The organism is Streptomyces liliiviolaceus (genome assembly GCF_018070025.1).
Classification (GTDB): domain Bacteria; phylum Actinomycetota; class Actinomycetes; order Streptomycetales; family Streptomycetaceae; genus Streptomyces; species Streptomyces liliiviolaceus.
Map to the genome: position 1 here is coordinate 208,063 of NZ_JAGPYQ010000002.1, position 20,539 is coordinate 228,601.

At 70.4% G+C, this 20,539-nt stretch carries 20 protein-coding genes; 9 read left to right on the forward strand and 11 right to left on the reverse strand.

Annotated features, from left to right (window positions below; all coding sequences use genetic code 11):
• Positions 1–42 precede the first annotated feature (42 nt).
• Positions 43–1,278, forward strand: a complete 1,236-nt coding sequence (locus J8N05_RS36710; protein WP_210890884.1) for an epoxide hydrolase family protein — start codon at positions 43–45, stop codon at positions 1,276–1,278.
• A gap of 112 nt (positions 1,279–1,390) precedes the next feature.
• Positions 1,391–2,086, forward strand: coding sequence for an HAD family hydrolase (locus J8N05_RS36715; RefSeq protein WP_210890886.1), 696 nt, complete (start codon positions 1,391–1,393; stop codon positions 2,084–2,086).
• Between the two features lie 28 nt (positions 2,087–2,114).
• On the opposite strand, the gene J8N05_RS36720 is transcribed toward J8N05_RS36715, so the two are convergent.
• Positions 2,115–2,360 (reverse strand): DUF2630 family protein, encoded by a 246-nt coding sequence (locus J8N05_RS36720; protein WP_210890888.1) that lies wholly within the window; start codon positions 2,358–2,360, stop codon positions 2,115–2,117.
• Between the two features lie 248 nt (positions 2,361–2,608).
• Here J8N05_RS36720 and J8N05_RS36725 point away from each other — a divergent pair, with 248 nt between their 5' ends.
• Positions 2,609–3,334 (forward strand): TetR/AcrR family transcriptional regulator, encoded by a 726-nt coding sequence (locus J8N05_RS36725; protein WP_210890890.1) that lies wholly within the window; start codon positions 2,609–2,611, stop codon positions 3,332–3,334.
• Here J8N05_RS36725 and J8N05_RS36730 read toward each other — a convergent pair.
• On the reverse strand, positions 3,322–4,824 hold the full coding sequence (locus J8N05_RS36730) for an LVIVD repeat-containing protein (RefSeq protein ID WP_210890892.1): 1,503 nt from the start codon (positions 4,822–4,824) through the stop codon (positions 3,322–3,324). The two genes, J8N05_RS36725 and J8N05_RS36730, sit on opposite strands and share 13 nt — an antisense overlap.
• Before the next feature lie 210 nt (positions 4,825–5,034).
• Between J8N05_RS36730 and J8N05_RS36735 the strand changes: the two genes are divergently transcribed.
• Positions 5,035–5,706, forward strand: coding sequence for a DUF305 domain-containing protein (locus tag J8N05_RS36735; protein ID WP_247706836.1), 672 nt, complete (start codon positions 5,035–5,037; stop codon positions 5,704–5,706).
• A gap of 140 nt (positions 5,707–5,846) precedes the next feature.
• Here the strand turns inward: J8N05_RS36735 and J8N05_RS36740 are convergent, their stop codons facing one another.
• On the reverse strand, positions 5,847–6,320 hold the full coding sequence (locus J8N05_RS36740; protein ID WP_210890896.1) for a DUF6214 family protein: 474 nt from the start codon (positions 6,318–6,320) through the stop codon (positions 5,847–5,849).
• 246 nt (positions 6,321–6,566) lie between these two features.
• Between J8N05_RS36740 and J8N05_RS36745 the strand changes: the two genes are divergently transcribed.
• On the forward strand, positions 6,567–7,928 hold the full coding sequence (locus J8N05_RS36745) for an FAD-dependent oxidoreductase (protein ID WP_210890898.1): 1,362 nt from the start codon (positions 6,567–6,569) through the stop codon (positions 7,926–7,928).
• A gap of 160 nt (positions 7,929–8,088) precedes the next feature.
• The gene (locus J8N05_RS36750) at positions 8,089–9,555 is read left to right on the forward strand and encodes a nucleobase:cation symporter-2 family protein (RefSeq protein WP_210890900.1); all 1,467 of its coding nucleotides are present in this window, start codon (positions 8,089–8,091) and stop codon (positions 9,553–9,555) included.
• On the opposite strand, the gene J8N05_RS36755 is transcribed toward J8N05_RS36750, so the two are convergent.
• On the reverse strand, positions 9,475–9,834 hold the full coding sequence (locus J8N05_RS36755) for an ArsR/SmtB family transcription factor (protein WP_210890902.1): 360 nt from the start codon (positions 9,832–9,834) through the stop codon (positions 9,475–9,477). The two genes, J8N05_RS36750 and J8N05_RS36755, sit on opposite strands and share 81 nt — an antisense overlap.
• Before the next feature lie 138 nt (positions 9,835–9,972).
• On the opposite strand from J8N05_RS36755, the gene J8N05_RS36760 reads away from it, so the two are divergent.
• Entirely contained in the window at positions 9,973–11,052 is a 1,080-nt protein-coding gene (locus J8N05_RS36760) for an NADH:flavin oxidoreductase/NADH oxidase (protein ID WP_210890904.1), read from the forward strand.
• Positions 11,053–11,113: 61 nt separating this feature from the next.
• On the opposite strand, the gene J8N05_RS36765 is transcribed toward J8N05_RS36760, so the two are convergent.
• Together J8N05_RS36765 and J8N05_RS36770 are read right to left on the reverse strand one after the other, a co-directional pair.
• On the reverse strand, positions 11,114–11,860 hold the full coding sequence (locus J8N05_RS36765; RefSeq protein ID WP_210890906.1) for an SDR family oxidoreductase: 747 nt from the start codon (positions 11,858–11,860) through the stop codon (positions 11,114–11,116).
• Between the two features lie 88 nt (positions 11,861–11,948).
• Complete coding sequence (locus J8N05_RS36770) at positions 11,949–12,518, reverse strand: Rv1733c family protein (RefSeq protein ID WP_210890908.1); 570 nt, start codon at positions 12,516–12,518, stop codon at positions 11,949–11,951.
• A 224-nt stretch (positions 12,519–12,742) separates the two neighbouring features.
• Here J8N05_RS36770 and J8N05_RS36775 point away from each other — a divergent pair, with 224 nt between their 5' ends.
• Positions 12,743–13,828 (forward strand): WD40/YVTN/BNR-like repeat-containing protein, encoded by a 1,086-nt coding sequence (locus J8N05_RS36775; protein ID WP_210890910.1) that lies wholly within the window; start codon positions 12,743–12,745, stop codon positions 13,826–13,828.
• Between the two features lie 163 nt (positions 13,829–13,991).
• On the opposite strand, the gene J8N05_RS36780 is transcribed toward J8N05_RS36775, so the two are convergent.
• The 5 genes from J8N05_RS36780 to J8N05_RS36800 form a co-directional block, all read right to left on the reverse strand.
• On the reverse strand, positions 13,992–14,783 hold the full coding sequence (locus J8N05_RS36780; protein ID WP_210890912.1) for an ABC transporter permease: 792 nt from the start codon (positions 14,781–14,783) through the stop codon (positions 13,992–13,994).
• On the reverse strand, positions 14,780–15,751 hold the full coding sequence (locus J8N05_RS36785) for an ATP-binding cassette domain-containing protein (protein WP_210890914.1): 972 nt from the start codon (positions 15,749–15,751) through the stop codon (positions 14,780–14,782). Before J8N05_RS36785 ends, J8N05_RS36780 begins: the two co-directional genes overlap by 4 nt.
• Positions 15,752–15,872: 121 nt before the next feature.
• Entirely contained in the window at positions 15,873–16,667 is a 795-nt protein-coding gene (locus J8N05_RS36790; RefSeq protein ID WP_210890916.1) for a DUF4097 family beta strand repeat-containing protein, read from the reverse strand.
• 745 nt (positions 16,668–17,412) lie between these two features.
• Positions 17,413–18,252 carry a DUF4097 family beta strand repeat-containing protein gene (locus J8N05_RS36795; RefSeq protein WP_210890918.1) on the reverse strand — a complete coding sequence of 280 codons (840 nt, stop codon included), beginning with the start codon at positions 18,250–18,252 and terminating at the stop codon, positions 17,413–17,415.
• Positions 18,253–18,348: 96 nt separating this feature from the next.
• Positions 18,349–18,888 carry a hypothetical protein gene (locus J8N05_RS36800; protein WP_210890920.1) on the reverse strand — a complete coding sequence of 180 codons (540 nt, stop codon included), beginning with the start codon at positions 18,886–18,888 and terminating at the stop codon, positions 18,349–18,351.
• A 449-nt stretch (positions 18,889–19,337) separates the two neighbouring features.
• Between J8N05_RS36800 and J8N05_RS36805 the strand changes: the two genes are divergently transcribed.
• Entirely contained in the window at positions 19,338–20,501 is a 1,164-nt protein-coding gene (locus J8N05_RS36805) for a pyridoxal phosphate-dependent aminotransferase (RefSeq protein ID WP_210890921.1), read from the forward strand.
• Positions 20,502–20,539 lie beyond the last annotated feature (38 nt).

The window sequence follows — 20,539 nt, forward strand, 5'->3', positions numbered from 1 at the left end:
CCCGACAGCGCGGCGGGCGGCCCGACCCCTAGGACCCACGCCATGTCTTCTTCGCACGCCTTCCCTCTGGAGCCCACCCCGATCCACGTGTCCGCCGAGGTGCTCGACGATCTGCGCGCCCGTCTCGCGTCGACCCGTCCGCCGCTGGACGAGGGGAACGGCGACTGGTCGTACGGTGTCCCGGCCGGCTACCTCGGTGAGCTGGTCGCGCACTGGCGGGACGGCTACGACTGGCGCAAAGCCGAGGCCGCCGTCAACGTCCACGAGCACTACCGCGTGGACGTCGCCGGTGTCCCGGTGCACTTCATGCGCGAGCCGGGCCGCGGCCCCCGCCCGGTCCCGCTGATCCTCACCCACGGCTGGCCCTGGACGTTCTGGCACTGGTCGAAGGTGATCGGCCCGCTCGCCGACCCGGCCGCGTTCGGCGGTGACCCCGCCGACGCGTTCGACGTCATCGTGCCGTCCCTGCCGGGCTTCGGTTTCCCCGGCCCGCTCACCGGCTTCCCGGACGTCAACTTCTGGAAGGTCTCCGACCTCTGGCACACCCTGATGACCGAGACCCTGGGGTACGAGAGGTACGCGGCCGGGGGCTGTGACATCGGCGGGATCGTCACCAGCCAGCTCGGCCACAAGTACGCCGACGAGCTGTACGGCATCCACATCGGCTCCGGGCTGCCGCTGGACTTCTTCAGCGGCCCCCGCGCCTGGGACTTCGCCCGAAACCGTCCCCTCACCGACGACCAGCCCGCCGACGTCCGCGCCCGCCTCATCGAACTGGACCACCGCTCGGCGTCCCACCTCGCCGTGCACATGCTCGACGGCGCCACCCTGGCCCACGGGCTGAGCGACTCGCCCGCCGGACTGCTCGCCTGGCTGCTGGAGCGCTGGAACTCCTGGAGCGACAACGGCGGTGACGTCGAGTCCGTCTTCACCAAGGACGACCTGCTCACCCACGCCACGATCTACTGGGTGAACAACTCCATCGGCACGTCGATGCGCTACTACGCCAACGCCAACCGCTATCCGTGGGCGCCCGCCCACGACCGCACCCCGGTGGTGGAGGCCCCGGTCGGCCTGACCTTCGTCACGTACGAGAACCCGCCCGGCGTCCACACCGCCCAGGAGCGCGTCCGGGCGTTCGAGACCGGCCCGCAGGCCGCCTGGTTCAACCACGTCAACGTCAACGCCCATGACCACGGCGGTCACTTCATCCCGTGGGAGAACCCCGACGCCTGGGTGGACGACCTGCGCCGCACCTTCCGGGGCCGCAGGCCCTGAGACGTCTCTCCACCCCGCAGTGGGCAACGGCACCGCTCTGACCAGGGCCGGAGGAGTGCCGGCGGAGTGCGGGAGCACATATCCGGACGGCGGTGTGGGTAACTTCCCCCGCATGGCTGCCGTGTTGTTCGACTTCTCCGGGACCCTCTTCCGTATCGAATCCACCGAGAGCTGGCTGCGCGCCGTACTGACCGAGGCCGAGATCACTCTGCCGGAGCAGGAGTTGCTCCGTACCGCGAAGGAACTGGAGGCGGCGGGCGCGCTGCCCGGCGGGGCACCGCACAGGGGGCCGGTGCCGCCCGAGCTGAGCGCGCTGTGGGGCATCCGCGACGAGAGTGCCGAGGCGCACCGGGCCGCGTACACAGGAGCCTGCCGCCAGGTGGCGCTGCCCGCCGAGGAGTTGTACGACGCGCTGTACGACCGGCACATGAACCCGGCGGCCTGGCGTCCCTACGCCGACGCGATCGACGTCCTGCACACGCTGCGCGACCGCGGGGTCGCGATCGGGGTGGTCAGCAACATCGGCTGGGATCTGCGGCCCGTGTTCCGCGAGCACGGCCTCGACGCGTACGTGGGGGCCTACGTGCTGTCGTACGAGCACGGCGTGCAGAAGCCGGACGCGCGGCTCTTCGCGACCGCCTGCGACGCGCTCGGGGCCGATCCGCGCGAGACCCTGATGGTCGGGGACGACCGGCTGGCGGACGGCGGAGCGGCGCCCCTGGGGTGCGGGGTGTACTTCGTCGAGCATCTGCCGGTGACCGACCGGCCGAACGGTCTGCGGCCGGTGCTGGACCTGGTCCGCACCTGATCCGCGCCGGACCGCCGGTCGCCGTCCCTCAGCTCTGATAGCCCTCGACCTGCGACGACGGCCGCACGCGCGCGTCGTCCGGGTTCTCGCCGAACTCGGACTTCGCGCGCCGCTGCCGCAGCAGGTCCCAGCACTGGTCGAGATCGCGTTCCAGCTGGCCGAGGCGCTCCTGCTCGGTCGCGCTGTCGATCTTCCCGGACGCGAGGGCGTCCCGCAGGACGCGTTCGTCGTCGACCATCGCCGTGATCCTGGCAAGGATCTGCTCTTGATCCATGGGGTACGCCTCCTCGGCACTCCTGCCCACTGTAAGCAGCGGACGAAGGCTCGGCGACAGCGCCGAACGGCAGGTCGGCCCCCTGACGGCCGCCGCGGGAGGCACGCGCCGGATTCCTTGCCGACCGCCCGGGACGATCCCCCGCGTCGCCCCGGACGGACGGCAGCCCGGAAGTGATCCCCGAGGGGACCGGCCCGGACGCGCTGAGTATAGTTGGCTGGCAGCCAGTCAACGCAGGAGTACATAGGATGTCCCCTCGCAGCGCATCGGTCAATGAAGAGTTGCGGCGACGTTCCCGCGAGAGGCTTCTGCAGGCGGCTCTGGAGCTCGTCGGCGAGCGCGGATACGACGCCACGACGCTGGGCGACATCGCGGACCGCGCGGGCTCCGCCAGGGGTCTCGTCTCGTACTACTTCCCCGGTAAGCGTCTGCTCGTCCAGTCCGCCGTGCACCGGCTGATGCACCGCACGCTGGACGAGGCGCTGGAGCGCGAGCCGCGCACCGACGACGGGCAGGAGCGGATGGCGCGGGCCATCGACGCGATCCTGGGCCTCGCCCGGGACCATCCGGTGGTGATGCGCCAGCACATGGCGGGCATCCTGCAGGGCGAGGGCTTCAAGCAGTGTCCGGAGCAGCGCCGGCTGGCCGAGCTGCTGAGCGATACCATGTCCCGCTACGGCTCACCGGACACCGCCGCCGACTACCCGATGCTGCGGGCGCTGCTGATGGGCGCGGTGTACGCGGCCCTGGTGCCCGGCGTCCCGATGCCGGTACCGGTGCTGCGGGCCGAGCTGTTCAGGCGGTACGGGCTGGACTGGGAGCGGGGTGCCCCGCCGGGCGCCGAAGCGCCCGGCGGGACGTACCACGAGGACCTCTCACGGTTCTTCGCTCCCGGCAGCCGCGAGCCGGAGGAGGGCCGCGGTGACGGTGGCGTGGCGAACCAGGAGACGGACGCGGCCGGTCAGTCGAAGTAGTCCGGCTGCGTCTGGACGTTCAGCTCGTCCAGCCGGTTCTTCTTCGCCGGGTCCGTACGACGGTCGTTGATCTTCAGGACGTCGAAGCCCTTGGCGATGTCGTTCGAGTAGATGTAGCCGTTGTAGTAGTACGCGGACCAGGAGCCGCCGGTGACCATGGTCGTGGTGCTCAGCGGACCGCGCTCGAAGAAGGCGATCTCCTTGGGCTTCGAGGAGTTCGTGAAGTCCCAGACGGAGATACCGCCCTGGTACCAGGCCTGGACCATGATGTCCTTGCCCTTGACCGGGATCAGCGAGCCGTTGTGGGCGACGCAGTTCTCGGTGTCGGCCTGGTGGCGCGGGATCTTGAAGTAGCTCTTGAAGACGAGCTTGCGCTTGTCGCCCTTGCCGACGATGTCGTAGATGCCGTCCGCGCCGCGGTTCGGGCCCACGGTCTCGTTGCAGGTGGCCGCACCGCCGCCGCCGAGCTCGTCCGTGAAGACGACCTTGTTCGCCTTCTGGTTGAAGCTCGCCGAGTGCCAGAACGCGAAGTTCACGTTGTCCTGGACCTGGTCGATGATCTTCGGGTTCTCCGGGTCCTTGATGGAGAACAGGATGCCGTCACCCATGCAGGCGCCCGCGGCGAGGTCCTTCGAGGGCAGCACGGTGATGTCGTGGCAGCCGGTGGTCTTGGAGACACCCGGGTTGGTCGGACCACCGGGGTTGCCGCCGCCGTCCGGACCCTCACCGGGGAACAGGACGGGGAAGTTGACGACCGCGGCCTTCTCGGGCGCCTTGCGCGGCACCTTGATGATCGAGATGCCGTCGTGCGGCGGCTGGCAGTCGGGGAACGTGGCGCTCGGCGAGTACGAGGACACGTAGATGTAGACGTTCTTGCGCTCCGGCACCAGCGTGTGGGTGTGGGAGCCGCAGGCGGTCTCGACGGCGGCGACGTACTTCGGGTTCTTCTTGTCGCTGATGTCGAAGACCTTCATGCCCTCCCAGGAGGACTTCTCGGTCGCGGGCTGCGTGGTGCTGCTGCAGGAGTTGTCGCTGCGCGAGGAGTCCGTGGACAGGAAGAGCAGGTCGCCGGAGACGGTGATGTCGTTCTGCGAACCCGGGCAGAGGACCTGGGAGACCGTCTTCGGGGCCTTCGGGTTGCTGATGTCGAAGATGCGGAAGCCGTCGTAGTTGCCGGCGAACGCGTACTTGCCCTGGAAGGCGAGGTCCGAGTTGGTGCCGGGCAGCGCGTCCTTGGGGATGTTCACGAGGTGCTCGATGTTGTCCGAGTGGACGATCTCGTCCTGCCCGGGTATCTCGCCCGCCTCTATCGCCGCTCTGGCCTCGGCCGCCGCGCTCTTGGAGACCTTCTCCGAAGTCACCGGAGCGTCCCCGGGGTCGGGGGTCGCGACCGCGGGTCCTGCCGTGAGCAGGGCCGCCAGCAGGCCGGCCGCGGTGGCGGCAACTCCCAGACGTCTGCGCCGCGTTCGGTGATTGTTCAACAGGGTCACTGCGTCCTCCCTAGTAGCCGTTCGCAGTCGAACGGTTCAGGTACCACCGCAGTATCGTCTTCTGCATGCACAGATCAACAGGTGGCAACGCATTCGTAATGAATGTTTTTGATCATTGGCGCGCGGAAGCGTGCTAGGACGGTCATCGACACTCACAAGGTGTCCGCACTCGTCAGGTGTCTGCCGATTCATGTGCCACAGGAGGTCACTGTGCTCGCTCGCCGTACGTCCCACCGTGCGTACCGCCGTCTGATCACGGCGTCCGTGACGGTTGCCGTTCTCGCACTGGGCGGCTGCACGGGCTCCGACGACGACGCCAAGTCAGCGCCGGACACGGGCCCTTCGGTGATCGCGCCGGGCAGACCGGGCGAGGCCGCGGAGACGCTCTCCGCCGCGGACGCGGCAAAGCAGCGCTCCGACGACGACACCCCCAACTCGGCGGACTTCGACTACGCCCGGATGATGATCGAGCATCACACCCAGGCCATCGTGATGACCGAACTCGCCCCGAAGCAGGCCTCGTCGACGCCGGTGAAACGGCTCGCCGAGCGGATCGCCGCCTCACAGGGGCCGGAGGTCGAGACGATGAAGGCCTGGCTCAAGAACCACGGTGGCGACAAGAAGAGCGGCAAGGGGTCCGGGGAGCACCACCACGACGTGATGCCGGGCATGGCGACCGACGCTCAGCTCAAGACGCTGCGCGCGGCGAAGGGCAAGGCGTTCGACGAGCTCTTCCTGAAGCTGATGATCACCCACCACAACGGGGCGATCACCATGGCCACGGACGTCCTCTCCCAGGGCAACAACATCCAGATAGGCGAGATGGCCGACGACGTGATCGCCCAGCAGACGAGCGAGATCAGCAGGATGCGCGAGATGTGACACGCCCGCCACGCGGGAGGGGGCAGCCCCGCAGGGGCGCCCCTTGAGGGGCGCGGGGAACTGCGCGCCCAGCCACGACGCACCCGCACCCGGGCGACGAGCGACCGCCCCTCCTCAGCCGCCGCCGGAACCGGCCGGCGTCACCGCCGAACATGCCGCGGCGCCAAAAGCCCCGCATCCCGCGCCCCCGCGATCAGCCTGAGCGACCGCCGCCGGCTGAACCCCGTCACGGACATCACCGCGAGCACCGGATCCCGCCCCGCCCGCTGGGCCGCCAGATACTCCCCGGCGACCAGCCGACGGCTCTCGACACCGCGCGGCAGCGCGGGCCGTGCGTGCCGCTTGTCGGGGCTCCCGTCACCGCCCGGGGCGCCCGCCACCACGGGCGCGCCCCCGCACGCCTCAAGAAGCGGGCCCTCGATCCAGTCGGCGAGCACGGCCAGGTCGTCGAGGGAGAGCGCGGGCCGGGCCCGTACGTCCTCGACGGCAACGCCTCCCTCGCACACCGCCGCGAGCAGGTCGACCCCGGCGCCGTCGGCGAAACTCAGCCGGACGTCGCACCACGTCGTGGCGGTGTCGTTCTCCCGCACTTCCCAGGCGCGCCGCACGGACACCGCCCCGTCCGGCTCATCACGATCAGAAAGATTAAGAAAGGATGTTTCCAGCACATACGCAACGTAACCGCATGATCACATTCATTGCGGACAGGCACGCGCGCGGGGTCCGCGCGGCACACGGTCGGCGCAGCGCCCCGCCCGGCCGTGTCCCGGGCCCTTCCCGCCCCTCCCCCGGCGCGCGGTGCGATGCGATGCTGGAAGCGCCAGCGAGCTTCTCGTTCTCCTCGGGGAAGGGGTTGTGCCGTGCTGCAGGTCGCCGTCGTCGGTTCGGGGCCGAGCGGGGTGTACGCCGCGCAGGGTCTCGTCCAGCAGGAGCGGGTGCCCGGGATCCGGGTGGACGTGCTGGACCGGCTGCCGTGCCCGTACGGCCTGGTGCGCTACGGGGTGGCACCCGACCACGAGAAGATCAAGTCGTTGCAGGGCACGCTGCGTACGGTCCTGGAGCACGAGCGGGTGCGGTTCCTCGGCGGAGTCCGGATCGGCCCGGAAGGCCTGCCCGCCGCCCGGCTCCGGGACCTCTACCACGCGGTCGTGTACTGCGTGGGCGCCGCCACCGACCGGCGTCTGGGAGTGCCGGGCGAGGAGCTGCCGGGCAGCTGGTCGGCGACCGACTTCGTGTCCTGGTACAGCGCGCACCCGGATGTCGTGTCGGACAGGTTCCGGGCCGGCGGTTTCGTGGCCGGGGCGCGGGCGGCCGTCGTCGTCGGCGTGGGGAACGTGGCGGTGGACGTGACCCGGATCCTGGCCCGCGGCGCCGCGGAACTGAGCCCGACCGACATGCCCCAGGCGGCGCTCGACGCGCTGTCCGCCAGCCAGGTGCGGGAGATCCAGATGGTGGGGCGCCGCGGCCCCTCCCAGGCCCGTTTCACCACCAAGGAGCTGCGGGAGCTGGGCGGCCTGCCGGACACCGAGGTCGTCGTGGATCCGGCGGAGCTGGCGCTCGATCCGGCGTACCTGGACCCGTCCGCCCTGCCCGCCGCGCAGCGACGCAACGTCGAGGTGCTGCGCGGGTGGACCGAGCGCCCGCGGGCGGGCGGCTCCCGGCGGATCCGGCTCCGCTTCTTCCTGCGGCCGGTCGCACTGCTCCCGGACGACGGCGGGCGCGTGGGCGCGATCCGCTTCGAACGGACCGTCCCGGACGGCCTCGGCGGCGTGAAGGGCACCGGGCGGTACGAGGACATCGGGGCCCAGCTGGTCCTGCGCTCGGTCGGCTACCGCGGGGTTCCGCTGGAGGGCCTGCCGTTCGACGCGGACCGCGGCACCGTCCCGCATCTCGCGGGCCGCGTCCTGCGGGCGGGCTCGGTCGCACCCGGCGAGTACGTGGCCGGCTGGATCAAGCGCGGCCCGACGGGCGTCATCGGCACCAACCGCCCCTGCGCGAAGGAGACGGTGACCTCGCTCCTGGAGGACGCCCCGGCCCTCGTACAGCGCGCGGTCCCGTCCGACCCGCTCGCCGCGCTGCGGTCCGAGGGCCTGCGCCCGGTCGACTGGTCGGGCTGGCAGTCGATAGAGCGCGCGGAAGCGGCCCTGGGCGCCTCCCTGGGCAGGGGCGTGGTCAAACTCCCCGACTGGCAGGCACTGATGGATGCGGCCCAGCCCCTTTAGGGGCGCGGGGAACGGCGCGGCCGACCCCCACCGGCCCGCAGGCGACGAACAACCCCTCCGGGCAGGACACCAACCGGCAACACCCTTGAAATCAACATTCTGTTCAACCCCCGTACGGTCACGGACAGCCCCCCTCCCCGCCACTCCTGGAGTCATGCCCATGGCAACCCCCGTTCCAGAGCCCGCACCGCGGGTGCACCCGGTGGACGAGATCCCGCCCGTCCACAAACTCGCCGCGTTCGGCCTCCAGCACGTCCTCGCGATGTACGCGGGCGCCGTGGCCGTCCCCCTGATCGTCGGCAGCGCGATGAAGCTGTCGCCCGCGGACATGGCGTACCTGATCACCGCGGACCTGCTGGTGTGCGGCATCGCGACGCTCATCCAGTGCGTCGGCTTCTGGCGGTTCGGGGTACGGCTGCCGATCATGCAGGGGTGCACCTTCGCGGCCGTGTCGCCGATGGTGCTGATCGGGACGGGCGGCGGCGGACTGCCCGCGATCTACGGTTCGGTGATCGTCGCCGGTCTCGCGATCATGCTGCTCGCACCGGTCTTCGGGAAGCTGCTGCGGTTCTTCCCGCCGCTCGTCACGGGCACGGTGATCCTGATCATCGGGCTCTCGCTGCTGCCGGTGGCCGGCAACTGGGCGGCGGGCGGGGCGGGTTCGGCGGACTTCGGCGAGCCGAAGAACCTGGCGCTGGCCGCCTTCGTGCTCGCGGTGGTGCTCGGCGTGCAGCGGTTCGCGCCGGCGTTCCTGAGCCGGATCGCGGTGCTGATCGGCATCGTCGTGGGTCTCGCGGTCGCGGTCCCGTTCGGCTTCACGGACTTCGGCGGGGTCGGGGACGCGCACTGGCTCGGCATCAGCACGCCGTTCCACTTCGGCGCTCCCACCTTCGAGGCGTCGGCGATCGCCTCGATGCTGGTCGTGGCGCTGGTGACGATGACCGAGACGACCGGCGACCTCATCGCGGTCGGCGAGATGACGGACCGGCGGATCGAGCCGCGCACGCTCGCCGACGGGCTGCGCGCGGACGGCCTGTCCACCGTCCTGGGGGGTGTCTTCAACACCTTCCCGTACACGGCGTACGCGCAGAACGTCGGCCTGGTCGGTATGACACGGGTCCGCAGCCGCTGGGTCGTGGCCGCCGCGGGCGGCATCCTCGTCCTGCTCGGACTGCTGCCCAAGCTGGGTGCGGTGGTCGCGGCGATACCGGCTCCGGTGCTCGGCGGCGCCGGTCTGGTCATGTTCGGCACGGTCGCAGCGAGCGGGCTGCGGACCCTGGCCCAGGTGGACTTCAAGGGCAACGACAACCTGACGGTCGTGGCCGTCTCGGTGGCCGTGGGCATGCTGCCGGTCGGCGTACCGGCGGTGTACGAGCAGTTCCCCGACTGGTTCCAGACGGTGATGAACAGCGGTATCAGCGCGGGCTGTCTCACCGCGATCGCACTGAACCTGCTCTTCAACCACCTGGGCCCGAAGAGCCGTTCGGAGGTGGGTGGTTCGGAGGTGGGCCCTTCAGAGGCACCCGGGATTCCCGCGCAGGGCGGTTCAACGGCCCCCGAGCCGGACGGCCTGACGGGCGGCCGCGGCGAGGACGCTGTCGAGAAGTCCCGGGAAGAGACCGTCTAGGTCGTCCCGGCGCAGCCCGTTCATCTTGGCGGTGCCCCGGTAGATCTGCCGGATCACGCCGGCCTCGCGCAGCACCCGGAAGTGGTGCGTGGTCGTGGACTTGGTGACGGGCAGGTCGAAGTGCGAACAGGAGAGCTCGCCGCCGTCGGCGGCGAGGTCCCGCACGACCTGCAGCCGCAGCGGGTCGGAGAGCGCGTGCAGCACGGCCTCCAGCCGGATGTCCGCGCGCTGCGGGTGCGGCAGATCGCGGCTGCTGCCGGTCGGGGCGGCGGTCGTCACGGCGGCTCCAGTGCGTCGGGTCCGGAGGTCTCCCCGGAATCCTCATTGTACGAGAACTCTCGTAGTTTGACATCCACCGTACTACGATGCCTATCGTACGATTCGGCAATTCCGCCCCGTCATGATTGGAGTCCCGCCGTGAGCGCGCTCTTCGAGCCCTACACCCTGCGCGAGCTGACCGTCCCGAACCGGGTCTGGATGCCGCCGATGTGCCAGTACTCGGCCGCGCCGGAGGGCCCCGAGGTGGGCGCGCCGAACGACTGGCACCTCCAGCACTACGGGGCGCGCGCCGCCGGCGGGACGGGTCTGGTCATCGTCGAGGCCACCGCGGTCAGCGCCGAGGGCCGGATCTCGCCGTACGACCTGGGCATCTGGAACGACACCCAGGTCGAGGCGTTCCGGCGGATCACGCGCTTCCTGGTGTCGCAGGGCACGGTCCCGGCGATCCAGCTCGCGCACGCCGGCCGCAAGGCCTCGACGGATCGCCCCTGGACGGGCGGCGGGCCGGTCGGACCCGACGCGCACGGCTGGCAGGCGATCGCGCCGAGCCCGGTCGCCTTCGACGAGAACCACCCCGTGCCGACCGAGTTGACGGTGGACGGGATCCGCGAGGTGGTCGGCCAGTTCGCCGACGCCGCACGGCGGGCGCTGGACGCCGGCTTCGAGATCGCCGAGGTCCACGGCGCGCACGGCTATCTGATCGGCGAGTTCCTCTCCCCGCACTCCAACCGGCGTACGGACGCGTACGGCGGCTCGTACGAGAACCGGGTGCGCTTCGCCCTGGAGGTCGTCGACGCCGTGCGCGCGGTGTGGCCCGACGACAAGCCCCTGTTCTTCCGTATCTCGGCCACCGACTGGCTGGAGGAGAACGGCTGGACCGCCGACGACACGGTCCGTCTCTCCGCCGAGCTGACCGCCCACGGTGTCGACCTGGTCGACGTGTCCACGGGCGGCAACGCGGCCGGTGTACGCATCCCGCTCGGGCCCGGCTACCAGGTGCCCTTCGCCGCCCGCATCAAGAACGAGACCTCCATGGCCGTCGCCGCCGTCGGTCTCATCACCGAGGTCGAGCAGGCCGAGAAGATCCTCGCCAACGGTGAGGCGGACGCCGTGCTGCTCGGCCGGGAACTGCTGCGCAACCCCTCGTGGGCCCGGGACGCGGCCCGCGAGCTCGGGGACTCCGTGCACGTACCGGACCAGTACCACCGTTCGGTCTGACGGGGCCTGACACCCGGGGTCCGCCGGAATCCGCGGCCCCGGGTCCGTCGCCGGTCGGCGACTACCGCCGGCTGTCGAGCCAGTCCGCGAAGCGGGTCCCGGCAAGACGTGCTCCGGGGCCGGGCAGCAGCTCGCGCCCCCGGGGGTTCGCCCCGAAGTAGCCCACGGACTCGTCGGTGACGACCTCGCGCGGGTCCTTCTCGGCCGCCAGGCCCGTCCGGACGAACTCGTCGAGGTGCAGCTCCTCGGGGCCCGCCACCTCGGTGGTGCCGTTCAGCGGAGCCGCCACGGCGACGCGGGCGACCTCCGCGACCACGTCGTCGGACGCGAGGGGCTGCAGGAGCGAGGAGGGCAGCCGGACCGTGTCGCCCTCGGTGGATCCGGCCGCGATGCCCTTCACGAACTCGAAGAACTGTGTGGCGCGCACGATGGAGTACGGGATTCCGGACCCCTTGATCAGTTCCTCCTGGGCGACCTTGGCACGCAGGTAGCCCGAGTCGGGCAGCGCGTCGCTGCCCACGACCGACAGGGCGACATGGTGTCCCACGCCCGCCGCGGCCTCGGCCGCGCCGAGGTTGCCCGTGGACGTGCGGAAGAACTCCAGCACCGCGCTGTCCTCGAAGGAGGGCGAGTTGGACACGTCGACGACGACCTGCGCGCCCTTCAGCGCCTCGTCGAGGCCCTCGCCGGTGATGCTGTCGACGCCGGTGTTCGGGGAGGCGGGGAGGACGTCGTGGCCGTCCGTCCGGAGCCTGTCCACGAGCTTCGACCCGATGAGCCCGGTACCGCCGATCACTACGATCTTCATGGTGCGACCTTTCCGGTTTCGTCCGTCGGAACGGGACGTTCACCATGCTGACCGGGCAGGGCCCGGATCTGTGACAGCGGGCGCCGCCTCAGCCGGTTTTCCACCTCCATTGGGGGCCGACCCGCTCCCACTCGGTGTCCCACTGGTCGAGCCGGCGGCGCTGCAGGCGCTCCGAGAGCAGCCGGCCACCCGCCAGGGGCACGAGCGCCGCGGTCGTGCCCACCAGGACGCCGATCAGTCCCGCCCGCAGGCTCGCCTGGGCCTCCGTGGCGGGCCGGGTGACCATGCGCCCCTGGAGATCGGTCCACACGGTGACCGGGGTCCCCGCCGCGCTGCCCGGATCGACCCGGGTCTGACCCCGGTGGGCGGGGCCGTCCGCGGCGGGCCAGCGGACCTCGGCCCACACTTGTTCGGAACCGGAAGCCGTACCCGGCGCACGCTCGGCGAGCACTCCGATCACGGGGCGCCACTCGTCACGCTCCCGCGCGAGATTGAGCTCGACCGACCGCGTCGCCCACAGCCCCCCAAGCGTTCCGGCGAGCAGGGCCGACAGCGCGACGGCGAGCATGGTCCAGGCCTCGATCCTGTCGCTGCGCCGCCGTAGCGGATTGGGCCACCATCGCCACAGCAACGCCCTCGGACCACGCAAAGCCGCCATCGGGGACCCTCTCCACACGCGCACACCGGTCCCCCTCCCATACGGGAGCGGCGGCCCGGTTGCTCACCAGACCTGCCCCACATCCCCGATGCGTCGCGGATGCCGCGGTGGTACGTCTTGGGAATCGCCCTGACCTGCACCGATATGCCGTCCGGGGGTGACTGTCAGTGGTGGGGTGCAGACTGGCCGACATCTGAGACAACGACGTCCGGAGGTGGATCGGCATGACCGAGGTTCTGCTCACGGTTGGCACGCGCAAAGGACTGTTCGTCGGGCGGCGGCGCGGCGGCGCCTGGGAGTTCGACGACAGCCCGTACTTCAACGCCCAGGCGGTCTACTCGGTCGCGATCGACACCCGTCGTGACGTGCCGAGACTTCTCGTGGGAGGCGACAGCGCGCACTGGGGCCCGTCGGTGTTCCACTCGGACGACCTGGGACGCACCTGGACCGAACCGGCCAAGGCGGCCGTCAAATTCCCCAAGGACACCGGTGCCTCGCTGGAGCGGGTCTGGCAGCTGCACCCGGCGGCGGCCGAGCCGGACGTGGTGTACGCGGGCACGGAGCCCGCCGCGCTGTACCGCTCGACGGACCGCGGCGAGTCCTTCGAGCTGGTCCGCCCGCTCTGGGAGCATCCCACCCGCTCGCGGTGGGTTCCGGGCGGCGGCGGTGAGGGCCTGCACACGATCCTGACCGACGCCCGAGATCCGCGGGCGGTGACGGTCGCCGTGTCCACGGCAGGCGTCTTCCGCACGGAGGACGGCGGGGAGAGCTGGGCGCCGTCCAACTCCGGGGTGTCGGCGGTGTTCCTGCCCGACCCGGACCCGGAGTTCGGCCAGTGCGTCCACAAGGTCACCCAGGACGCGGCCACGGCCGACCGGCTCTATCTGCAGAACCACTGGGGGGTGTACCGCAGCGACGACGCCGGGGCCCACTGGACGGACATCGGCGAGGGTCTGCCGTCCACGTTCGGCTTCGCAGCGGCCGCGCATCCCCACCGCGGCGACACGGCGTACGTGTTCCCCATCAACGCCGACTCCGACCGGGTCCCGGCGGACCGCCGATGTCGTGTCTTCCGCACGGCGGACGCGGGCCGGAGCTGGGAGCCGCTGACCGCGGGGCTGCCGCAGGAGGACCACTACGGCACGGTGCTGCGGGACGCCCTGTGCACGGACGGCGCGGACCCGGCGGGCGTGTACTTCGGCAACCGCAACGGCGAGGTCTTCGCGTCGGCCGACGACGGCGACACCTGGCACCAACTGGCGTCGCATCTGCCGGACGTGCTCTGTGTACGGGCGACGGTGATCGGTTGAGCTGTGCCCCGCTGGTGGTCCGTGACAGCCGGGCCACCGCACGCCCCGGAGCGGAGCGTGCGGTGTCACCGACCCGCGCTGCTCTCGCAGACGGGGCACGGGCCGGCGTGTCCGGCAGTGCGGGAGCGGGCCGCGGGAACGGGCCCGCTGCCCCGACCGCCGCCTACTTGGGGTCGCGGTTGAACTGCGCCCTCGACCAGCGGTAGCCGAGCACGGTGAGACCGAGGCACCAGACGACGACGATCCATCCGTTGTGGCCGATCTCGGTGCCGAGCAGCAGCCCGCGCAGGGTCTCGATGGCCGGGGTGAAGGGCTGGTACTCCGCGATGGGCTGGAACCAGCCGGGCATCGCCTCGATGGGGACGAAGGCGCTGGAGATCAGCGGCAGGAGGATCAGCGGCATGGCGTTGTTGCTGGCGGCCTCGGCGTTGGGGCTGCCCATGCCCAGGCCGACACCCATCCAGGTGAAGGCCAGGGCGACCAGCACGAGCAGTCCGAATGCCGCGATCCACTCAAGGACGGTGGCGTCGATGGAGCGGAAGCCCATGGCGACGCCGACGGCGCCGACCAGGGCGACACTGATGATCGCCTGAAGCACACTGCCGACGACATGGCCGAAGAGCACGGAGCCGCGGTGGATGGCCATGGTGCGGAAGCGGGCGACGATGCCCTCGTTCATATCGGTGGCGACGGACACGGCGGTGCCGACGACGTTCGAGCCGATGGTCATGAGCAGGATGCCGGGGACGATGTAGGCGATGTACTCGGAGCGGTCGGCCCCGCCGCCGCCGATGCCCGCGCTCATCGCGTCGCCGAAGACGTAGACGAAGAGCAGGAGCAGCATGATCGGGGTGAGCAGCAGGTTCAGGGTGAGCGACGGGTAGCGGCGGGCGTGCAGGAGGTTGCGGCGCAGCATCGTGGACGAGTCGCGCACGGCGAGGGAGAGGGAACTCATCGGGCTGTCTCCTTGGGGAGCGGGGGCTGATCGGCCGGAGCGGCGCTGCCGGTCAGGGCGAAGAAGACGTCGTCGAGGTCGGGGGTGTGCACGGTCAGTTCGTCGGCCTCGATACCGGTGGAGTCGAGCCAGTCGAGGATGGAGCGCAGTTCGCGCTGGCTGCCGTCGCTGGGGATCTGCAGCGCCAGCGCCTCGTCGTCCCGGGTCACCTCACGCATCGCGGTGGCGGCGGACTGATAGGCGGTCGGATCGGTGAAGCGGAGCCGGATGTGTCCGCCGGGGATGAGCCGCTTGAGCTCGGCGGCGGTGCCGTGGGCGGCGATCTTCCCGTCGTTGAGCACGGCGATGCGGTCGGCGAGCTCGTCGGCCTCTTCGAGGTACTGCGTGGTGAGGAAGACGGTGACACCGCCCGTGACCAGTTCGCGGATGATCTGCCACATGTTGTGGCGGGAGCGCGGGTCGAGGCCGGTGGTCGGTTCGTCCAGGAAGATGATCCGGGGGCTGCCGACCAGCGTCATGGCGATGTCCAGGCGACGCTTCATGCCGCCGGAGTAGGTGGAGGCGGGCTTCTTGGCGGCCTCCACCAGGTCGAAGCGCTCCAGCAGTTCGGCGGTGGTCCGGCGGCCTTCCTGCTTGGGCAGGTGGTGCAGGTCGGCCATGAGGAGCATGTTCTCCTCGCCGGTGATCAGCCCGTCGACGGCGGAGAACTGGCCGGTGACACCGATCGTGGCGCGGACCGACTGCGGGTCGGTGCCGAGGTCGTGGCCGCCGACGCGGATCACGCCGGAGGCGGGATCGGGTGAGATCAGCGTGGAGAGGATCTTGACGGCGGTGGTCTTGCCGGCGCCGTTCGGGCCGAGCAGGGAGAAGATCGTTCCCTCGGGGACGACCAGGTCGATGCCGTCGAGCACGGCCTTGTCGCCGTAGGACTTGCGCAGCCCGTTCGCCGCGATGGCCAGATTGGTCACAGGAGTGCTCCTCGGAGGCTTCGGGCGGTGATGCCGCCGTGGGCAGTGGTGGCGTGGATGTTCGTACTCGTCGATGCAACGGCAGGCCTCGACGCGCCCGCCCGTGACAGCAGTTGGCGTCTCATGCCTGGTCCGCCCCGCGCACCACGATGTCGCCGCTGCTGGTGACCGCGTGGACCTCAAGGTCGGCGTCCTCGCGGACGAACGACTCGGCCGGGCCGAGCGAGTTGTGCACCGTGCCGACCTTGGACTTGGTCTGGAGGTCGAGCCAGGCGGTGGCGCCCTCGCGGACGCCCACCTCGATCTCACCGGCCGAGGTCTTCAACTCCAGCCGGCCCCCGAGCGCTTCGTTGACACGGATGTGGCCGTTGTTGGACCGGACGGTGACGGTGGTGTGGGCGAGGCCGACGATGAAGTCGCCGTTGCCGGCGGTCGCCTTCACCGGTCCGGTGACCTCCTTGACGTGCATCGCGCCGTTGGAGTTCTTGAGGGTCAACTCCCCGTCGACGCTGCCCAGCCGGATGTCGCCGGAGCCGGCCCGGATGTCGGCGCCACCGGAGACGGAACCGACCTCGATGTCGCCGGAGCCGCTCTGTAACCGGACCTCGCCGGTGCGGTCCAGCTGGATCTCGCCGAAGTCGGTGGTGAACTCGCAGCCGGCCAGCTCGCCCACGCAGTGGAGGGCGCCCATGTCGCTCTTCCCGGACAGCCGTGACCCGGCGGGCAGTTCGACGGAGATGTCGACCGAGCCGCTGCCGTCGAGGAAGCTGCGCTTGCGGGGGCCTTCGATCACCAACTCGGTTCCGGAGCAGTCGACATGGGTCCGCTCGACGGCCTTCCGGTCCCGCTCGCTGTTCTGGTCGGTGGGTTTCACCTCGACCACGGTCTCCGCCCTCGTACCGGCCGTGATGCGCACGACTCCCCGAGGGAGCCAGAGATTCACGGAGAGGGGTGACGGAGTGGCGAAAGCAGGCATGGCGGGTCCCGTCCTGTTCGGTCGTAGTGCGTCCTCACACACCCGGGGGCGCGGCACGGACTGCGGTGAGCGGAGTGCGGAGTGCGGCGGTGTACGAGCGCAGCGCGCCCCGCCTCCACCATCGTGGCATCACGATGGCGCCACCGCAAGCCGCTTTGGCGTTACGTGGCACCGCCACGCTGTCAGCGTCCGTTTCGGCGCCCTCTCCGGCAGCCACTTCGGTGGCTCTCGGACGGATCCCGGGCGGCTCTCAGACGTGGTCTTCGGGGGCCGCGTCGAGCGGCAGCGGGCAACTCCGGCCCGGGGAACGTGAATTCGGCGGACCACTTGGCCGCGATGCGGCCGCGCCGCCCGGGCCGGGCGGCGCGGCCGACTGGCTGGCCGACTGCTCGACCGGCTGACTGACTGGCTGACTGACTGGCTGACTGGCTGACTGGCTGACTGGCAATGGGACGCGCGCAGCGCCGGAGCCCGGGCGGCCGTCGCCGCACCGGCAGCGACCCGGCACGTCCGGCCGTCGCTGATTCAACGCATCGTTGATTCAATGCATCGCTGATCAAACGCATCGCGGAATCGACGTATCGCCGCGGAACCGGTACCGCCTGCCGAAAGGCTCTCGGCCCCTGCGGAGCCCGGGCGTTCTCGCGGCTACGGACTCCGCCGCCGGGCTCTCACCAAGGAGGGATCACACGCGCCGGACGGCGATGTCGCCCCGTGAGGTGCTGGCGTACACCTCCACCCGCGCCTCGGCGGTCCCGGGACCGTCCGTCGCGGTCATGAAGTTGTACACACGCCCCGACTTGGTCCGCACGTCGAGGAACGCCGAGGTGCCCGCGCGGACACCGATGTCCAGCTGGCCGCTGGAGGTTCCGAGCACCACCGAACCGTGCACCACTTCGCTGATCCGGATGTCACCGTTGGCGGTCTTGGCCTCCACCGCCGCGAGCGCCCGGTCGACGGAGATGCCGCCGTTGGCGGCCTTCACCCGCAGGTCACCGGTGACCGACCGCACCAAGGTGTCCCCGTTGGAGTTCTTGATCACGGCCTGGCCCTCGATCTCGCCGATCCGTACGGCGCCGGAGCCGGTGGTGACCTCGGCCGCGCCCTCGACCCGGTCCGCGGAGATGTCCCCGAGCGAGCTGGCGGCGATGAGCGGACCGGTCTCCTGCACCTGGACATCACCGATGGACGTCTTGAAGCGGCACTCCCCCAGCCGGCCGGTGCCTCGGAAGGCCGCCGTCTGCGCCACCGCCCGGATCTCGGATCCCGAGGGCAGTTCGACCCTCACATCGATGGATCCGGCCCGGCCGAAGAGCTGACGCTGCTTGGGCCCCTTCACCAGCAGTTGGCCGCCCGTGTACTCGACCCGGGTGTTCTCGGCGGCCTTGGCGTCGAGTTCGTTGCGCGGGTCGCTCGGAAGGACCTCGACCACGGTGTCGATGCGGTCTCCAGCATCGAGACGGACGTCGCCGACCGACAGGTCGATGGTCACCGTGATCGGCTGTGGTGTCTCGAAGGCTGGCATTGCCGCCCTTCCCTGTTGACCGGCCGGACGTGCGGCCGACCGGATGCATGGCCCGCGGTACCGGAGAACGCGGTACGTGAGAAACAGCGTCTGCGGTCAGTTCACCCAGCCGCTGAATTGCGAACTTCCGCGAGCCGCACGCCGCTCGGGCACACGAGAGCGGTTCTCCGTCTCCAGCATCTCGGACACCGCACGGACCAGCCAGGCGTTGACGGACAGCCGCTCCCGGCTCGCGGCCTCCTCGATTCGGGCCTTGAGATATTCCGGGGGGCGAAAGTTGATGCGCGAGGTGGCGCCGTCGTCGCCGCTCGCCACCGCGGACAGAGCGGGCCGTCCTGAATTCTCCTCGCGCGAGAAGTCTTCTTCGGGCTTGTCGTCGAATCCATGGGCCGTGGGGGGCAGTGTCACCACGAAACTCGGATCGAGCCCGCGCAGCCGGATCTCCACCGAGCCGGGCGCCAGGTCGCGGGTGATCTCGTCCGCGGCGGCCGACAAGGCTTCGAGGAGGGCGAGCCGGACGACCGACGACAGCGGCGCGACCAGACGTTCGGCCAGTTCACGTGACGCTTCGTCACCCGTCTCGGCTGCGGCGACGAACTCCTGCCGCAGGCTGTCGACGTACCGCGTGAGGTCCATAGCGCCAAGATTGCACCACAATGGTGCCACGCGCAACCTGGGATACCTGTCCCGTCGACGGGACAGGCCCCGGCGCCCCCTTCGGACTCGGGTTCCACCAGGTCCGCCCTAATGCACGGAGACGCATTTATCCGGTGCCGCTGATTTCCGGTTCACCATTCCCCGGCCGAGGGGTATGTTTGCCGTCGCTGGAATCAGAAAGTGCGAAAGTCTCAAGCGGGTGCGGTAATCCCGCACTACTGGGAAACGGGAAATGGCGTACTGTCGCGCACCGTCTGACAGTTCACCCCCAGGTCCGTACGGCCGCTGCCAAAGAAGCGCGGCCGTACGGACCTTCCGCAGGAATTGAAGAACCCCAGGAATTGACGTGAATGGCTGAGCCGTTTGCTTTTCGAGAGGTATCCGCGGCGTCGGCCGCATTCAGTGATCCAGCAGCGGGAGGATCGGAAATGACGCATTACCCGGCCGCGAGGTCCGCCGTCTCCGCGCGGGCGGCCCGGCTGCCGAACAGCGGCCTGGCCGAGGTGTTCATGCTCGGACGAAGCACCGACGCCATCGATCTGGCGATCGGCACGCCGGGTTACCCCGAGACCCCGACGGCGATGATCGAGGAGGCGTCCCGTGCCATGCGGGCGGGACACAACCAGTACGAGAATCCGGCCGGCGGACAGCTGCTGCGACAGCGCATCGCCGAGATGCTCGGTGCTCCCACCGACGCCGACACCGAGATAACCGTCACCGCCGGAGCGACCGAGGCCCTGTACCTGGCACTGCTGGCGACCATCGACCCCGGCGACGAGGTCGTCGTGTTCACGCCGGGCTTCGATCAGTTCGCCGCCGCCATCGAACTGGTGGGCGGAATCCCTCGGTTCGTCAGGCTGGAGGCGCCGGAATGGCGCTTCGACTCCGCCACGCTGGCAGCGGCCTTCACCGCCAGGACCCGGGCCGTCGTCCTGAACACCCCCGGCAATCCCACCGGCCGGGTGCTCACCCATGACGAACTGGCCGAACTGGCCGAACTGTGCGAGCGCTGGAACGTGACCGTCATCAGCGACGAGGTCTACAGCACCTACGTCTTCGACGGCCGGCGTCACCTCTCCGTCGCCGACGTCCCCGGTCTCGCCGAGCGCAGCATCGTGGTCGGTTCGCTGTCCAAGAGCCATGCGGTGAGCGGCTGGCGCCTGGGCTTCCTGCGTGCCGACCCCTCGCGCACCCAGGTGCTTCAGCGGGTGCATCAGCTGACCACGCTGGGCACCGCCGCCCCGTTGCAGCACGCCGCCGGCCTGGCCATCCCGTCGGTGGACCGGGAGGCCGTGGCCGCGCAGATGTCGGCGCGGCGCGATCTGGCGCAGGACATCTTCTCCCGGCTGGGCATGAAGTTCGCTCCGGTGGAGGGCGGTTGCTATCTGTTCGCGGACATCGGCCCGCTCACCGGAGGTCGGCGGAACAGCCAGGAGTTCATGCGTGACCTCGTCGACCGCTGCCGGGTGCTGGTCGTCCCGGGCGGCGCCTTCTTCGCCGACCCCTCCGACGGGGACCAGTACGTGCGCATCGCGTTCAACCGTCCGGCGGAGACCCTGCGCACGGCCGAACGGCAGCTGCTGTCGGTGTGACCGCGGGGCCCGCGCCTGACGCACCGGTCGGACAGCAC